This window comes from Blastococcus brunescens (assembly GCF_035320885.1).
Taxonomy (GTDB): domain Bacteria; phylum Actinomycetota; class Actinomycetes; order Mycobacteriales; family Geodermatophilaceae; genus Blastococcus_B; species Blastococcus_B brunescens.
Genome location: NZ_CP141261.1, coordinates 1059599 through 1074318 on the forward strand (window position 1 = coordinate 1059599; position 14720 = coordinate 1074318).

General features: G+C 65.3%; 14 protein-coding genes and 4 pseudogenes. 16 read left to right on the forward strand and 2 right to left on the reverse strand.

The features are described 5' to 3' along the window. Positions 1 to 101 precede the first annotated feature (101 nt). Positions 102 to 845 carry a TetR/AcrR family transcriptional regulator gene (locus U6N30_RS07195; RefSeq protein WP_324276732.1) on the forward strand — a complete coding sequence of 248 codons (744 nt, stop codon included), beginning with the start codon at positions 102 to 104 and terminating at the stop codon, positions 843 to 845. Between the two features lie 216 nt (positions 846 to 1061). Continuing rightward, positions 1062 to 1316: a tyrosine-type recombinase/integrase gene (locus tag U6N30_RS07200; RefSeq protein ID WP_324276733.1), complete on the forward strand. Its 255-nt coding sequence runs from the start codon at positions 1062 to 1064 to the stop codon at positions 1314 to 1316. An 80-nt stretch (positions 1317 to 1396) separates the two neighbouring features. Here U6N30_RS07200 and U6N30_RS07205 read toward each other — a convergent pair. Next, positions 1397 to 1621, reverse strand: a pseudogene (locus tag U6N30_RS07205) (FAD-dependent oxidoreductase); the annotation flags it as partial. A 134-nt stretch (positions 1622 to 1755) separates the two neighbouring features. Between U6N30_RS07205 and U6N30_RS07210 the strand changes: the two are divergent. Next, positions 1756 to 2999: pseudogene (locus U6N30_RS07210) on the forward strand (IS256 family transposase). Positions 3000 to 3065: 66 nt separating this feature from the next. Here the strand turns inward: U6N30_RS07210 and U6N30_RS33525 are convergent. Further along, positions 3066 to 3701, reverse strand: coding sequence for an FAD-dependent oxidoreductase (locus U6N30_RS33525; RefSeq protein ID WP_422678042.1), 636 nt, complete (start codon positions 3699 to 3701; stop codon positions 3066 to 3068). Between the two features lie 280 nt (positions 3702 to 3981). Between U6N30_RS33525 and U6N30_RS07215 the strand changes: the two genes are divergently transcribed. The 13 genes and pseudogenes from U6N30_RS07215 (at position 3982) to U6N30_RS07270 (ending at position 14718) form a co-directional block, all read left to right on the forward strand. Continuing rightward, positions 3982 to 5178, forward strand: coding sequence for an MmgE/PrpD family protein (locus U6N30_RS07215; protein WP_324276734.1), 1197 nt, complete (start codon positions 3982 to 3984; stop codon positions 5176 to 5178). Between the two features lie 687 nt (positions 5179 to 5865). After that, on the forward strand, positions 5866 to 6852 hold the full coding sequence (gene dctP, locus U6N30_RS07220; protein ID WP_324276735.1) for a TRAP transporter substrate-binding protein DctP: 987 nt from the start codon (positions 5866 to 5868) through the stop codon (positions 6850 to 6852). Positions 6853 to 7067: 215 nt separating this feature from the next. Beyond that, a complete protein-coding gene (locus U6N30_RS07225; protein WP_324276736.1) occupies positions 7068 to 7571 on the forward strand; it encodes a TRAP transporter small permease in 504 nt (167 codons plus the stop codon). Beyond that, on the forward strand, positions 7568 to 8782 hold the full coding sequence (locus tag U6N30_RS07230) for a TRAP transporter large permease (protein WP_324276737.1): 1215 nt from the start codon (positions 7568 to 7570) through the stop codon (positions 8780 to 8782). The genes U6N30_RS07225 and U6N30_RS07230 overlap by 4 nt, the downstream gene beginning before the upstream one ends. Continuing rightward, positions 8725 to 9021, forward strand: coding sequence for a TRAP transporter large permease subunit (locus U6N30_RS33530; protein WP_422678043.1), 297 nt, complete (start codon positions 8725 to 8727; stop codon positions 9019 to 9021). Before U6N30_RS07230 ends, U6N30_RS33530 begins: the two co-directional genes overlap by 58 nt. A gap of 433 nt (positions 9022 to 9454) precedes the next feature. Continuing rightward, positions 9455 to 9778 carry a TetR/AcrR family transcriptional regulator gene (locus U6N30_RS07235; protein WP_324276738.1) on the forward strand — a complete coding sequence of 108 codons (324 nt, stop codon included), beginning with the start codon at positions 9455 to 9457 and terminating at the stop codon, positions 9776 to 9778. After that, on the forward strand, positions 9778 to 10068 hold the full coding sequence (locus tag U6N30_RS07240; RefSeq protein WP_324278195.1) for a TetR family transcriptional regulator C-terminal domain-containing protein: 291 nt from the start codon (positions 9778 to 9780) through the stop codon (positions 10066 to 10068). The genes U6N30_RS07235 and U6N30_RS07240 overlap by 1 nt, the downstream gene beginning before the upstream one ends. Before the next feature lie 236 nt (positions 10069 to 10304). Continuing rightward, on the forward strand, positions 10305 to 10910 hold the full coding sequence (locus tag U6N30_RS07245) for a thiamine pyrophosphate-binding protein (protein ID WP_324276739.1): 606 nt from the start codon (positions 10305 to 10307) through the stop codon (positions 10908 to 10910). Beyond that, a pseudogene (locus tag U6N30_RS07250) lies at positions 10901 to 11241 on the forward strand (hypothetical protein); the annotation flags it as partial. The gene U6N30_RS07245 and the pseudogene U6N30_RS07250, both read left to right, overlap by 10 nt. Positions 11242 to 11508: 267 nt before the next feature. Next, positions 11509 to 12081, forward strand: coding sequence for a thiamine pyrophosphate-dependent enzyme (locus tag U6N30_RS07255; RefSeq protein WP_324278196.1), 573 nt, complete (start codon positions 11509 to 11511; stop codon positions 12079 to 12081). 7 nt (positions 12082 to 12088) lie between these two features. Beyond that, complete coding sequence (locus tag U6N30_RS07260) at positions 12089 to 13084, forward strand: aldehyde dehydrogenase family protein (protein ID WP_324276740.1); 996 nt, start codon at positions 12089 to 12091, stop codon at positions 13082 to 13084. Positions 13085 to 13151: 67 nt separating this feature from the next. After that, positions 13152 to 13541, forward strand: a complete 390-nt coding sequence (locus tag U6N30_RS07265; RefSeq protein WP_324278197.1) for an aldehyde dehydrogenase family protein — start codon at positions 13152 to 13154, stop codon at positions 13539 to 13541. Between the two features lie 35 nt (positions 13542 to 13576). Beyond that, a pseudogene (locus U6N30_RS07270) lies at positions 13577 to 14718 on the forward strand (thiolase family protein). Positions 14719 to 14720 lie beyond the last annotated feature (2 nt).

Below are 14720 nucleotides of genomic sequence, written 5' to 3' on the forward strand. Positions count from 1 at the left end.
CGCCTGTCGGGAAGGCGACAGCGGCGGCGCGGCCGTGGAGCCCGAGGGCGTCGTTAGGATTTCCGCAGCCTGCACCCGCAGGGCGATGACGTGGAGGTGTCATGGTGACGTCCGGCCCGGGGGTCAACGGCGAACGCAGGGCTGCTCGCCCCGAGCACACGCAGGCTCAGCGGACGGACGCTTCTCGCCGCGCGCTAATTAATGCCACGGTCAAGGTGCTGGCGGAAGAGGGGTACGGCGCTGCCTCCCTGGCGCGCATCAGCGAGGTGGCTGGGCTGAGTCGCGGACTGGCTAATTACCACTTCGGTTCGAAGATCGCGCTTATGGAGGAGGTTGTTCATCAGATCGCCGCGGATTACGCGGACATGTTGTCGTCGAGCACCGCTGCGGCCTCCGGTTATGAGCGGGTCGTCGAACTCTTCGAGAACTACCTCGACGGCATGACGCGCCGGCGGCGCCAGCTGGCGTCGTCGAGGGTCATGCTCGTGCTGGCCGCCGAGTCCGTCTCCGACGTCCCCGAGCTGCGCACCGCTGTCCAGCAGGCGTACGCCTCCTTCAGGCAGCGGCTCGCCGACTTCCTCTCCGAAGGTGTGGCCGACGGCAGCATCCGCTCGTCGGTCGATGCCGAAGGGCATGCCATGGCGCTCCACGGACTGCTGCGAGGCGTCGTCCTCCAGCATTTCGTGGACCAGAACGCCGTGGAGCTGCGGATCGTGAGCGGCGCTGTCCTGGACGTGCTGCACCGGACACTCGTCGCGAACGGCTCGGACGGCGAGCCCCTTCAGTCTGGCCGAGAGGCGCCCACGGACGCGCCGGAGCACCGGGAGGCAGCGGCCCTCCGCTGAGTCGCCCTTAGCAAGCAGCAAAGGTGTCGGTGGGATGCGTTCTTGTTGAATTGTCCAATAAGATGGCTCTGTGGACGGCGAGGAGGCCGCCCGCCCGAAGCCTGAGGAGCGCCCGGAGTTCGCGGACGCGCGGTGGGTCGGGGTCGGCTAGCGGCCGTCGTTCACCTCGCTCTCCAGCCCACATCAACGCCCGGGGAGAACCCCAATCTCCGCCAGTTGCTCGATTTGTTCGAGTGCGAAACCTGCGACAGAACGGGCTATTGGCCCGACGAGGATGGTTCCCTTCAAGGCCGGGGCAGGCGGGCGACGCATCCGCTGCGAGGAGGGTCTTGGTCGAAGGTCACCTCGCACACATTCCGCAAGTCCGTCGCCACACGCCTCGACGAGGCCGGCCTCAGCCCGCGCCAGGTGGCCGACCAGCTGGGCCACGCCAATCCGTCGATGACCCTCGACGTCTACTTCGGCCGGTAGGTCGTCAGCGCATTCCTCCGACCCCGGACGGCTCGGATGCCCTGATCGCTCGGCCGCGCGACTGCCGGGCTCGTGCGGCGTCACCCCGAGGCCGGTGGCACCGCCTGCCCGGTGAGATGCGCCTGCAGGCGGGCTCCGGCGTCGGCGCCGGAGGTGATCGCCCCGTCCATCCACCCGATCCACCGCCGCGAGATGTCACCGCCGGCGAAGAAGCAGGGCCCGGAGGTGTCCGCCAGCGCGTGCCATCCGTTCACCTGGCCCGGTCGCGCCGCGTGCCACGTACCTCGGGCCAACGGGTCGGAGTTCCAGGGGTGAGTCCCCTGGAGTGGTGTAGATCGGGCCCCTGGCCTCGGTGATCGTGTCGGTCACCGACGTCGAGGGCCACCGCGTGAGGCTCTGTGAGAACCCGCCAAGGAACTCACAGAAGAGGACTCACACGATGGCCCTGGATCAGTCTGCCCTGCTCGAGTTGACCGACGCACTGCGCAGCGCTGACGGCGGCGAGGTGATGCGCCGGCTGCTGCTCACCATGCTGCAGGCGTTGATCGACGCGGAGGCGACCGCGCAGATCGGCGCCGGCCCGCACGAGCGCACCGAGACCCGCACGACGCAGCGCAACGGCACCCGCGACAAGCTCGTCGCGACGACCACCGGGGACCTGACGGTGAAGATCCCCAAGCTGCGCACCGGCTCGTTCTTCCCTCCCTGCTGGCTCCGCGCCGGCGGATCGACGTCGCGCTGCACGCGGTGGTGATGCAGGCCTACGTCGAGGGCGTGTCCACCCGCAAGGTCGACGACCTGGTCGCCGCGCTGGGCGTGGAGTCCGGGATCAGCAAGAGCGAAGTCAGCCGGATCTGCGGCCAGCTCGACACCGAGGTCGCCGCCTGGCGCGCCCGGCCGCTGGACGAGCAGTCGTTCCCCTACGTGTTCCTCGACGCCACCTACTGCAAGGCCCGAGTCAACGGCCGGGTCGTCTCCCGGGCCGTCGTGATCGCCACCGGCGTCTCCGCCGACGGCCGCCGCGAGGTGCTCGGCTGCGACGTCGGAGACAGCGAGAACGAGGTGTTCTGGACCGACTTCCTCCGCGGCCTGACCGGGGTGCAGCTGGTCATCTCTGACTCCCACCGCGGCCTGACCAACGCCATCGACACCGTGCTGGCCGGAACTGCCTGGCAGCGCTGCCGGGTGCACTTCATGCGCAACGTGCTCGCCCGCGTCAGCAAGGGGCAGGCCGAGATGGTCGCCGCCGCGATCCGCACGATCTTCGCCCAGCCCACCGCCGACACCGTTCGTGAGGCCGTGGAGAACGTCGCGACCACCCTGGAACGGCAGTTCCCCGCCGTGGCCACGCTGCTGCGTGACGCCCGCGAGGAGGTCACCGCCTTCGCCGACTTCCCGCAGGCGCACTGGCGGAAGATCTGGAGCACCAATCCGCTGGAACGGCTGAACAAGGAGGTCAAGCGGCGCACCGACGTCGTCGGCATCTTCCCCGACGACACCGCCCTGCTCCGGCTCGCCAGCTGCGTGCTGATCGAGGCCCACGACGAATGGCAGGTCACCGACCGCCGCTACCTCTCCGAAGCCTCCATGGCCATGCTCAACCCGCCCGAGCCGACCGCTCTCGAGCCCCGCCGCACCGACTCCAGCGAGGTGATCGACCAGCCCGCCCTGCAGACGGCATAGTCAGCACCACCGCAGGGCAGCACGCGGACGAGCTACACCACCCCACGGGGCACGGCCGAGTTCCAGTCATGGGACAGGTGGTGACCGGCCAGCGTGATGTCGGGATGCCCGTTCCTGGACCGCTGACCAGGACTGATCCAGCGCGGCCTCATGGCTCGGGACGGCCACACCGAAGGTGCGATGGCCGAGCGTCGCTCTCCTGGCACGGTGTAGACCTCCACCGCATCCGACCAGCCGAGCAAGTGCACGTCCGCCGGCTGCTCCAGCGTGGCCCACCCTTTTGGCTGCGCGCCCCACTTGCCCCTCTGCGATGGCCCTTCGGGCGGCCGGTGCGAGGTCCACATCGAGCTTGAAGTTGGGCTGCACGTTGACGGGAAGAGCGACGACCACCGCCTTCGCGGCCACCGTCCCCTGCGGGCCTCCGATGACGACGGCGTCGCCCCGGGCCGCGATCGATGTGACCGGCCACCGCAGTCGCGGGGCGCCCTCCAGGTCACGTGCGATCCTGCGCGCCAGTGTGTCGGCGCCACCCCGCACCTTTCGTGCTTCCCTCAGTAATGCGCGACGAAACCCCGAGCTAGGGATCGCGCCGTGTCCATGGCGGTGTGGGCGCCGACATTTGCGGTAGCCGCTGCGAGTTGGCCCCTCGCCCTGCGGTCGCCGGGCGCCCGCGAGATGCGTCGGCGCCAGCGCGAACAGCACGCGGAGTCATCGGTCTACGCCTTGTGCAAGTGGAGGGCGAGACGCTCCTGGAAGCGCTCGCCCTTCCCTGGCGCCCGCCTGCCCCACGACTTCTCCGCGGCGCCTGACCGAAGTCCCTGAGCCGACCTGCTGGCCTGGACCGCCGGCTCGGCGCAGCGCCCGGACCAAGATGTTGGATATTCAGCAAGGTTCTTGACTAACAAGAGGCCGGGTGATTAGCCTCACAGCGCACGACTTCGTAGCGGTGCCTCGTCTCGAAACGCACACGTAGAGGAGCGGCATGACCGAGCGGTTCGAACCAACGGCTGCACGGTCGTTCGCCGAGTTCGGCGCGACGTTGAAGTTGGACGATATCCCGCGGGACGTGATCGGTACCGCGACGCTCCACCTTCTCGACACCCTCGGATGTGGAATCGCTGCCGTGGGGACCGGCGCCGCAGAGGTGGCCCGGGGCTACGGCCTACGAGCCGCCCCCGGCGCGGCTTCGGGGCTCGGCGTAAGCAGCGGCATTCAAGGCGCCGACGCAGCACTCGTCAACGGGATTGCATGCCACGCGCTCGATTTTGACGATACCTACCCTCCGGCGATGATGCATATAAGCACCGTCGTTGTTCCGGCGGCGCTCGCCGCGGCCGAGGAGCGGCGAAGTACCGGCGAAGAACTTCTGGTGGCGCTGATCGCCGGCGGCGAGACGACGAGCCGAATCAGTCGAGTGGCGGGCGACGCCTTCCACCGACGCGGATTCCACCCGACATCAATCTGCGGGGTCTTTGGAGCGACTGTCGCTGTGGCGCGACTCAACCGACTTACGGCTGATCAGACCACCAATGCTCTTGGCATTGCCGGAAGTATGGCGTCCGGGTTGATGGCTTACCTGTCGGATGGATCATCCACCAAGCAGCTTCACCCTGGTTGGGCGGCGCACTCAACTCACATCGCAGTCCAGCTCGCTCAACTCGGAGCCACGGGCCCGACGAGCGTGCTGGAGGGGAGAAACGGCCTGTACTCCGCCTTCCTCGGTCGGACTGACTTCAAGTCGGAGGACATCATCGGCGACTTGAGCGACGAATGGCATACGCTCGAACTCTCAATTAAGCCCTATTCGGCCTGCCACTTCGTGCACGCGCCTCTCGACGCGCTTCGCGAGCTGCAAGCCGACCATGCGTTCGGCCCCGACCAGGTGGACCGGATTACCGTTTTCACTCCGAAAGTCGGCGCGGAGTTGGTGGCGAATCCTATCGAGCGCAAGATCCGCCCAGCAACACCGTACGAAAGCAAGTTCAGCGTGCCGTTTGTGCTCGCAGCTTGGCTACAGGAAGGCGTCGTGGACACAGATACGTTCGATGAACCCTTCCTGTCCGATCCCGGAATCTTGGACGTCGCGAGCAGAGTCGACTATGAGGTCATGCAGTACGACACTTTCCCCGCGTCGCTCCCGGGGAGTACGCGTCGAATTGTCGGATGGTGGGGTACTTGAAAAGCATATCCGGCATCACCGCGGTGGCCTTATGAGGCCGATACCTCGTGAGGAGGTCATCGCAAAATATCGTGATAACGCGCGAAGCGCCTTGCCTGCCCACGAGATCTCCCGATTAGAGGGCTGGTGTTTGAACCTTAGTCAAGGCGTCGACCTTGAGCCGATCAGGGCCCTCCGGGAGTGCACCAACCGTGACGCACAGATTCGCGTTGACGACGCACCTGGTCCCTGACATTGCCGTGTTTGGAGTAGCACCACAGGCGATTGACGGCTTGGTCACGTCGGCAGATACCACGCCAGCAACACACGGCGACAAGTAATCTATTGACAGCCATCCAACGACCCCATCCTTTAGGCACGCGGAGTGGATGTCGGCGATTACAAATCCACCGCGCGTGCATGCGCAACGTGGCTCCAGGATAAGAGATGACCGTTGATCCGCCCAGCCATTCTACGGTGGGCAGATCAAACTGACCGCCCTTGCAGGCAACCCCAGAAAACCGACTGATAGGTGAGGCGTCCCGTATGACTATCCCCCGCACAAAGTCTGATACACGCGCACAGCGCCGTACGGTCCTCCCGTCCCTGATCGCCGGAAGCCTTCTCCTGGCGGGATGCGGGGGCGTCGAAGGAGCGAGCGGCGAAAACGAAGGAGCGAGCGGCGAGACCGAGATCGTGGTTGCCACAATGGCGGAGGCCGGCGACGTGGGCGACCGAGTTACACGCTGGTTCACCGACGAGGTGGAAGAGCGTACGGAGGGGCGCGTCACATTCGATATTACTCCGGCCAATTCGCTCTGCCCGGCGAATGAGATCGCGATATGTGTGCAGGACGGTCGCGCAGACATGGGGCTGTCGATCACTGACTACACGCCGCAGTTGTTTCCCACCATTAGCGTAGCAAACCTGCCCTTCGTTGCACACGATCAACAGGCATTCATGCAGTCCATGTACGAGGTGAACCAGGAGAACGAAGGAGCCCGTCAGGTCTGGGAAGACAACGGCCTCGTGCCGATCGCACACTTCTCGCCCGGCCGCCTTCTCCTTGGCAGCCCCGAACCAGTCGAGTCAGTCGCTGACATTCCCGACGTAAGTTGGCGTCAGTCGGGCCAGTACATCCTTGAGGCAGTTGACGCGGCCGGGGGCTCGGCGGTGACACTGCCTGTCCCGGAATTGTACGAAGCGCTCGAGCGCGGAGTTGTCGAGGGTACGGGGATGTCTCTCAATGGTGTCACCGCTTATCAGTTTGACGAACTCCTGCCGTACTGGACGGACCCCGGAGTGGGTCACTACAACAGCTACGGTATGTGGATCAACTTTGACGTGTACAGCGACCTATCGGACGAGGATCGTGCCATCCTCGACGAGGTCACGGAAGAGCTCAATGGCGGCGCGGCGACCGACATCGCGCGGGAGTTGGCCGGTGAGCAGTGCCAGGCCGTCCACGAACGCACTGAGAATCTCACCCTAGATCAGTGGAGCGACGAAGCCACCGACGAGTGGGCAGAGATGGTACGTGACGAGCAGCTCGACTCTTGGGTCAGCGCGACGGAGGCCGCCGGCCTAACAGGCGCGCAGGAATATCTCGACACCTACCTCGAACTGCTGGAAGCGAATGACACCGAGAGCGTCGACCCCACGTTGGAGTGCATCGCAAGCTCTGAGCCGAGCTAACTAGCTCCAGTGCGACCTCCACGCCAGTTCCAGCCTGAGAAGTGCATCGGTCATTCGGGCGATGGCGCAATCATCACAGTGGGCCGTCGTCTGACGATAACGGCCCACTGTGATGAGGAACCAACCTGAGGCTGCGCGGACGACTACGCCGCCTTTGGCTTGTTTTCCAACTTTCAGTCAGTGGATCTGCTCCCATCGAAGGGAACCTACGAACGATGGAGAAACTGGCGAAAGCCGTGGCTGTTCCACTAGGGATATTGGCATCCGTGAGCACCATGGTCATGCTGATAGCTATCGCGGCTGACGTTATCTATCGGAACCTCACTGATCGCTCCATACCAGGCGTGCTCGAGCTGAGCGAGACCGCTCTCGTAGCAACAGTATTCCTGGGATTGGCCTACGCGGGCGTCAGTGGTGCGCATATCGGCGTTGATCTGCTGGTCACGCGCCTACCAAAGGCAACGGCGAAGTGGACCTTGGTCACCGCTGGAATCCTCAGCATCGGAACGATCGGATGGCTCCTGTTGGCTACTCTTGAACGCGCCGTCGACTCGGTTCAAAGGGGTGAGACGCGGACCGGGTTGCTTTCCTGGCCGCTCTGGCCGGCTCGCTGGATCATTGCCATCGGACTTTGTTCTTGGCTTATTGTCGTTATCGCCAATGTGGTTCGCTTGTTGCGTGGGCAGGACCAATTGGGTGCCGAAGGTGAAGGACTATGACTGTCGGTCTGCTCATCACACTAGTGGTGGTCTTGCTTCTGGTACTGCTGGCGATACGGATGCCCGTCGCCCTGGCACTTGCGTTATCCGGCATTACTGGGTTGTACTTCTTGCGGGGCGATGCGGAGTATGTGACCAACCAACTCGGCTCCATTCCGTTCACGCAGACAAACTCCTTCTCGTTGACTATCGTTCCAATGTTCATCCTTATGGGTGTCTTCGCCGTGAGAGCCCGAATCGCCGAGCAAGTCTACGCGGTGGCTAGACTCGCCTCGCGACGGCTACCTGGAGGATTGGCCGTTGCCACCGTCATGGCGTGCGCCGGGTTCGCTGCCGTATCGGGATCGTCGATAGGCACGGCAGCGACCATGTCACGCCTGTCGGTCGGGGAGATGCGGAAGGCGGGCTACCCAGCGTCTTTCGCGGGTGCAACCGTCGCCGTCGCCGGCACGCTGGGCGTACTGATTCCGCCGAGCTTGTTCCTCGTGCTGTACGCCATCATCACCCGTGAGTCAGTTGGAGCAATGCTGGCGTCGGGAATAATTCCCGGAATACTCTCCGCCTGTGCGTATATCGCGTACATTCTCGTGGTCGCGAGGAAAAACAAGGAAAAGTGGGCCGCCCTTGCTCAGGGTGAGCGCCAGAGTGGTTTCGCTGCGGACGTTCAGGGTGACCCTCAGGATGTCCTGGAACTCCACGGCATCGCAAAGCGCGAAGCACAGGCGGCGACCGAGACGTTAGAGCCTGTGGAGTATATGCGCATGAACGCGGATGAACTCCGCATGCGCGACCTCCCACTGCGAGGAGTAGTCCGCGTAGGCATACTCTTCTTGATCGTTCTCGGCGGACTCTACAGCGGCCTCTTTACCGCCACAGAATCCGCAGCAATGGGTGCGTTGACTGCCGCGATAATGCTCGTGTGGGAGTTCCGAAGGGATGGAGTCAAGGCCGTTACCAGCAATGTGGTCGAAGCTTTGAAAGAAACCGCCGGAACGACGAGCATGGTTTTCGCAATCGTCGTGGGATCGGGGATCCTGTCTGCCTTCTTCATCTCTGCGCGGTTGCCTCAGATGGTCACTGACTGGGCGAGCGGGCTCGGGTTGAATCCTTACCTGACCTTGGGCGCGCTCCTGCTCTTACTCGTCCCCTCGGCATGGCCCTTGACTCATTATCGATTCTCGTCATCTCAGTGCCACTCATCTACCCGGTAGCGATAAGCCTGGGCTTCAACGGGGTCTGGTTGGGTGTCCTCTTCGTCAAATTCATCGAAGTTGGTCTTGTGACGCCCCCGGTCGGCATGAACTGTTTCGTGGTGGCTGCTACGTCAAAGACACGTGTCGAAGAGATATTCCGGGGCGTGACGCCATTCGTTCTCATCGAGTTCGCAGTCATTGCGGTTTTGTTCGCCTTCCCAGCACTGTCGACGTGGCTGCCATCCTTGATGCAATAGGAGATGCCATTCATTCGCTCCCCGTCATCCCGCACCGCATCGTGCGAATGCCGGCCTGCCCATGTACGCGAGGAGTCGCAGGTGTTCGGCTACGTCCACCCATCCCGACATGCTCGTAGTCCCCGCCAGTCGTCCTCAGCTCGGCTGCGATTGGTCGACCGCGCGCCGTGGAGGCGGGTGGCCGATGATCCGACGCGCGGTGATTTTCCACGGACAGCATGGAGGCTCCGCATGACGCCGGATGGAGCCGCGAGTGGCGGGTGGTCGATCTGGTGGGCAGTGCCGGTGATACCGCTGCGATGATGATCGGAGGCGGGAGTGTCGGCGATCGCGCTCACGACGACGTCGGTCAGCGGGGCTGGATCGACCCGATGCACCGGAAGAGGCAGAAGGAATGAGTGTTGCAAGCAGCAGCAAGAGGTCGCGAACCGAAATGACTCAGCCGGAGCGTACAGAAGCGTCGCGGAATGCGCTGATCGGCGCTACTCTGAAAGTGATCGCCGATGAGGGCTACGGCGCCGCTTCGCTCATTCGCATCAGCGAGGTCGCCGGTGTGAGTCGAGGTCTCGCGAACTACCACTTCGGGACGAAGCGGAAGCTGATCGAGGCGGTGATCAAGCAGATAACCGGCGCCTACCATGCGACGCTCCCATCGGTCGACGACGGGGCGCCCGGCTATGACTGCATCGAAATGCTCTTCACCTCCTACCTCGACGGCTTGGCCGCTGGGGGCGCGAGTACTCGACAGCCCGTGTGATGCTCTTGCTCTCTGCGGAAGCCGTGACGGATGCTCCTGAGATCGGTGAGGGGATTCGGGAGGCTTACAAAGCTGTCCGGGAGCGGATCCAGGAGTACGTCGAGAAGGGCATGGCCGACGGGAGCATCAGCTCCGAGGCAGGGCCCAGGGGAGCGGCATTGCTGCTTCACGGACTTCTGCGTGGCATCGTCCTGCAGTACTTCGTGTCTGCGGATGAGGCGGAGCTGAAGGATGTCCGCGCCGCGATCCACGAGACGCTCGCGTCGCTGCGCCCACGGTTCGCCGAGTAGGGCGGCGGGGTCGGACTCCACATCGAGGAGGTACTTGCTAAGCGTTCAACATAATGCCAGGATGTCGTACCAGTGACGTTGAGGACTCGGGGCGATGGGTCGAAGGGCTGGACGCGAGCGCCAGGCCGTCAACACTGCGTGTGTGTCGCACTTTCAATCAATCGGATGACCGGCGATCCGGTCTTCGCGAACTCGTGAAGGATTGCTGAGGGTTGGGTTCCATGGGACAAATTACAGTGGCGCAGGCGATCGCTCGGTTGCTGGAGCAGATGGGCACCCGAGCGGTATTTGGGCTCAATGGTCACGGTAACTGGGCACTTCTCGACGCGCTGGTCCACGAGACCGACATCCCGAGCGTCGCCGTGCGCAGCGAGGATCACGCGGTCGAGCTGGCCGATGGCTACTGGCGCCGCACCCGCAAGCCCCCGCTGCCGATCGTGACGACCAGCGTCGGGCCGGGCAACATGAACACGGTCCCGCCGATCGCCACGGCGTACTACGAGTCGATCGGCATGCTGATCCTGGCCGGCGTCGGAGCCACGCATTGGTTCGACCGCGGCGGTATCGAGGAGTTCTACCGCGATTCGCCCGAGGACTGGGCCGGCGTGATGCGGCCCATCACAAAGAAGTCGCTGATGGCGACTCGTCCCGACACGGCGATCGAGATGTTCCTGCGCGCCTATCAGACGGCCCACACCGGCCGCCCGGGTCCGGTCGTCATGGCGATCCCGTTCGACATCCAGAACACCCTGATCCCGGACGACCTCCCCGACCCTACGCCGTACATGGTCAACCGTCCCCCGCCCCGGATCCGCAGGGCGTGGCCGAGGCGATGGATCTGATCAAGAGCGCGCAGCGTCCGGCCATCGTGGTCGGCAGCGGAATCGCCAACTCCCGGGCGAACGACGCCTTGTTGGAGTTCGCCGAGACCGCCGGGATCCCGGTCGCCGTCACCCCCTCGGGCAAGGCTGCCTTCCCCGAGGGCCACCGCTTGTCGCTCGGGTGCATCGGCCGCGCCGGGACGGGGCAGGGAATTACGGCGCCCGGAATGCCGACCTCGTGATCGGCATCGGCACCCACTTCACCGACATCGACACCGGTGGCTGGACGCTCTTCGACATCCCGACGAACACCAAGCTCGTCCACATCGACATCGACACCAGCGAGCTCGGCCGCGCCTACCCGACCGCGGTGGCGATGACGTCCGACGCGCGCCTGGGCCTGGAGGCTCTCACCGACGCTGCGCGGGCGGCCGGCGTTTCCGAGCGCACCGAGTGGACGGAGCTGCTGGCGAGCAAGCGCACGGAGTGGCTCGCCGAGACCGAGTACATGCGCACCTCCGACATCTCACCGCTGCACTACGCCCGGGTCACCTGGGACACGGCTGCCGTCGTCGCCGAGAAGTGCCCGGACGCCTCCATCCACTTCGACACCGGCAACATGCTCAGCTTCGGGCCGTCGTTTCTTCCCGCGTCGTCGCGCCATGTCGTCCACTCCGGGTTCATGCACCGCATGGGTTGGAGTGCGGCGTCCGTGCTCGGCGCAAGCCTCGCGAGTGGCAACGGCCCCGCGATTGCGCTGCTCGGTGACGGCGCATTCCTGATGCGGGCGACCGTCGTTCCGACGGCCGTGGAGCTGAACCTGCCGATCGTGTGGGTCGTCATGGACAACCGCTCCCTGCAGATCGAGCGCGAGACCATGCTCAAGCTGTACGGCCGGGAGTCGATGTGCGACTACCGCAAGGTGGGTGAGCAGGAGCTGTGGGGCCCTGACTACGCCCTCATGGCCGAGGCCATGGGAGCCGCAGCCTTCCGGGTCAGCAAGGCGGACGAATTCCGGCCGGCACTCGAGGCGGCCATCGATTCCGGACGCCCGACCCTCATCAACGTCGACACCGAGCTCGAAACCCCTCAGCACCGGGCGATCTGGTACCCGTACCCCGCGAACTACCACGAGACCTGGAAGCCCGGTCCGCTGAAGGAGGCCGCTGACGCCGGTCGGGTCGAGGGCTGACCCGATCATGGTGGAGCTGAAAGATCCGACGCTCCTGCGGCAGAGCTGTCTCATCGGCGGGGAGTGGGTGCCGGCCGATTTCGGCGACACGGCAGACGTGCTCAACCCGGCCACCGGAGAGGTGGTCGGCTGGGTGCCGCAGCTCGGCGCCGTCGAGACGCGTCGTGCCGTCCAGGCGGCAGAGCAGGCTCTGCCCGCCTGGCGCGCTCTTCTGGCCAAAGAGCGCGGACGGATCCTGCGGCGTTGGTTCGACCTCATCATCGATCACCAGGAGGACCTGGCGCAGATCCTGACCGCCGAGCAGGGCAAGCCCTACAAGGAGGCGCTCTCCGAGGTCGTCAGCGGCGCACAGTTCATCGAGTGGTTCGCCGAGGAGGCCCGCCGGGCCTACGGCCAGACCATCCCGTCGCCGGCCCCCGACCGGCGCGTGGTGGTGATCAAACAGCCGATCGGCGTGTGTGCCGCCATCACTCCCTGGAACTTCCCGAGCACCATCGTCACCCGCAAGGCGGCGGCCGCACTGGCCGCTGGCTGCACGATGGTGCTGCGGCCGGACACGACGACACCGTTCTCCGCGCTCGCCTTGGCCGAGCTGGCCGACCGCGCCGGGGTGCCGTCGGGAGTGCTCAACGTCATCACCGGTGTCCCCGAGGAGATCGGTCTGGAGCTGACCACCCATCCGGTGGTCCGCAAGGTGTCGTTCACGGGATCCACCAGGGTCGGTCGGATCCTCATGGAGCAGAGCGCCAGCACCATCAAGAAGCTGGCACTCGAACTCGGAGGAAACGCGCCGTTCGTCGTCTTCGAGGACGCTGACATCGACGCTGCTGCGGACGGGGCCCTGGCGTCGAAGTTCCGCAACTCGGGGCAGGCATGCGTCGGTACCAACCGTTTCTACATCCACGAGGCGGTGTACGAGGAGTTCGCGGCCAAGCTCGTCGATCGCGTCCGCAACATCGTCGTGGGGACGGGGCTCAGTCGGAGACCACGATGGGCCCGCTGATCAACGAGAAGGCGGTCGACAAGGTCGAAGCCCACCTCAACGACGCGGTCGCCAAGGGGCTCGGATCCTGGCCGGTGGAAACCGGCTAGCACTCGGCTCGTCCTTCTTCGAACCGACGGTGATCGGAGACGTGAGTCGCGACGCTCTGCTCTCGCGTGAGGAGACCTTCGGTCCGGTGGCTGCGCTGTTCCGGTTCAGCGAAGAGGCGGAGGTGATGAATGCCGCCAACGACACGGAGCTCGGACTTGCGGCGTATGTCTTCACGCGCGACATCGGGCGCGCGTGGCGCATGGCCGAGTCGATCGAGACCGGCATGGTCGGGATCAATGTGGGCTTCATGGCCAACGAGGCCGTCCCGTTCGGCGGCATCAAGGAGTCCGGCATCGGCCGCGAGGGCGCTCACGACGGTCTCGAGGAGTACCTGGAGTCGAAGTACATCTGCATGGGCGGCGTCTGACGCCGTCGCCCAGACGCCATGAGAGGAAACGCGAGATGCGGGAAGCAGTCATCGTCGAAGCCGTTCGGACCCCGATCGGCCGCCGCAAGGGCGCACTCGCCAACGTCCACCCCGTGGACCTGTCGGCCAATGTGCTGACCAGCCTGCTCGGGCGCACCGGCCTGGAGCCGGACGTTGTCGACGACGTCGTGTGGGGCTGCGTGACCCAGCTCGGTGACCAATCGGGCAACGTCGGTCGATTCGCCGTACTCGCAGCGGGATGGCCGGAATCGATCCCCGGTGTGACGATCAACCGCGCCTGCGGGTCCAGCCATCAGGCGATCGAGTTCGCTGCGATGGGCGTCATGTCCGGCCGCTACGACCTCGCCGTCGCCGGCGGCGTGGAGACGATGACGCGCGTCCCGCTGGGGGCCACGCGCGCGGTAGGCCAGCCCTACGGCCCCGGGATGCTCGAGCGCTACGGAGTGGACGGGTTCGATCAGGGCCCCGGAGCCGAGGCGATGGCGAGTCGGTGGAAGCTCGACCGGCGGCAGCTGGACGAGTTCGCACTTTCGTCCCATGAGAAGGCGGCCGCGGCGACCGACGCCGGTGCCTTCCGAGGCCAGCTGATTTCCGTGCCGTCGGTGCCGGATTTCCGAACCGACGAAGGCATCCGTCGAGACACCTCGCTCGACAAGCTCGGCGAACTCAAGCCGGCCTTCCGAGAGGACGGGGTAGTGACCGCCGGAAACGCCTCCCAGATCTCGGACGGGGCGGCGGGCGTCATCGTCACCACGCCGGAGCGGGCGGCCCAGCTCGGCCTGGATCCGATCGTGCGGCTCCACTCCGGCGTGGCCGTCGGTGACGATCCGGTGATGGTGCTGAGCGCCCCCATACCCGCGACCGCCAAGCTGTTGGACCGGAGCAACGTCCGGCTCGAGGACATCGGCGTGTACGAGGTCAACGAGGCCTTCGCGCCCGTGCCCCTTGCGTGGCTGGCAGAGACGGGAGCCGACCCGGCCAGGCTCAACCCCTCGGTGGCGCCATCGCGGTCGGACACCCGCTGGGCGCCTCCGGCGCGATCTTGATGACCCGGATGGTCCACCACATGCGCGACCGAGGGATTCGCTACGGGCTCCAGGCCATCTGCGAGGCCGGCGGGACCGCCAACGCCACGCTCGTCGAACTCGTCGCCTGAGA

What these genes read in the sequence shown, in the direction of transcription:
- U6N30_RS07195 (WP_324276732.1), top strand. Translation starts at nt 102, where the DNA reads ATGGTGACGTCCGGCCCGGGGGTCAACGGCGAACGCAGGGCTGCTCGC.
- U6N30_RS07215 (WP_324276734.1), top strand. Translation starts at nt 3,982, where the DNA reads ATGACCGAGCGGTTCGAACCAACGGCTGCACGGTCGTTCGCCGAGTTC.
- dctP (WP_324276735.1), top strand. Translation starts at nt 5,866, where the DNA reads ATGGCGGAGGCCGGCGACGTGGGCGACCGAGTTACACGCTGGTTCACC.
- U6N30_RS07225 (WP_324276736.1), top strand. Translation starts at nt 7,068, where the DNA reads ATGGAGAAACTGGCGAAAGCCGTGGCTGTTCCACTAGGGATATTGGCA.
- U6N30_RS07230 (WP_324276737.1), top strand. Translation starts at nt 7,568, where the DNA reads ATGACTGTCGGTCTGCTCATCACACTAGTGGTGGTCTTGCTTCTGGTA.
- U6N30_RS33530 (WP_422678043.1), top strand. Translation starts at nt 8,725, where the DNA reads ATGGCCCTTGACTCATTATCGATTCTCGTCATCTCAGTGCCACTCATC.
- U6N30_RS07235 (WP_324276738.1), top strand. Translation starts at nt 9,455, where the DNA reads ATGACTCAGCCGGAGCGTACAGAAGCGTCGCGGAATGCGCTGATCGGC.
- U6N30_RS07240 (WP_324278195.1), top strand. Translation starts at nt 9,778, where the DNA reads ATGCTCTTGCTCTCTGCGGAAGCCGTGACGGATGCTCCTGAGATCGGT.
- U6N30_RS07255 (WP_324278196.1), top strand. Translation starts at nt 11,509, where the DNA reads ATGCTCAGCTTCGGGCCGTCGTTTCTTCCCGCGTCGTCGCGCCATGTC.
- U6N30_RS07260 (WP_324276740.1), top strand. Translation starts at nt 12,089, where the DNA reads ATGGTGGAGCTGAAAGATCCGACGCTCCTGCGGCAGAGCTGTCTCATC.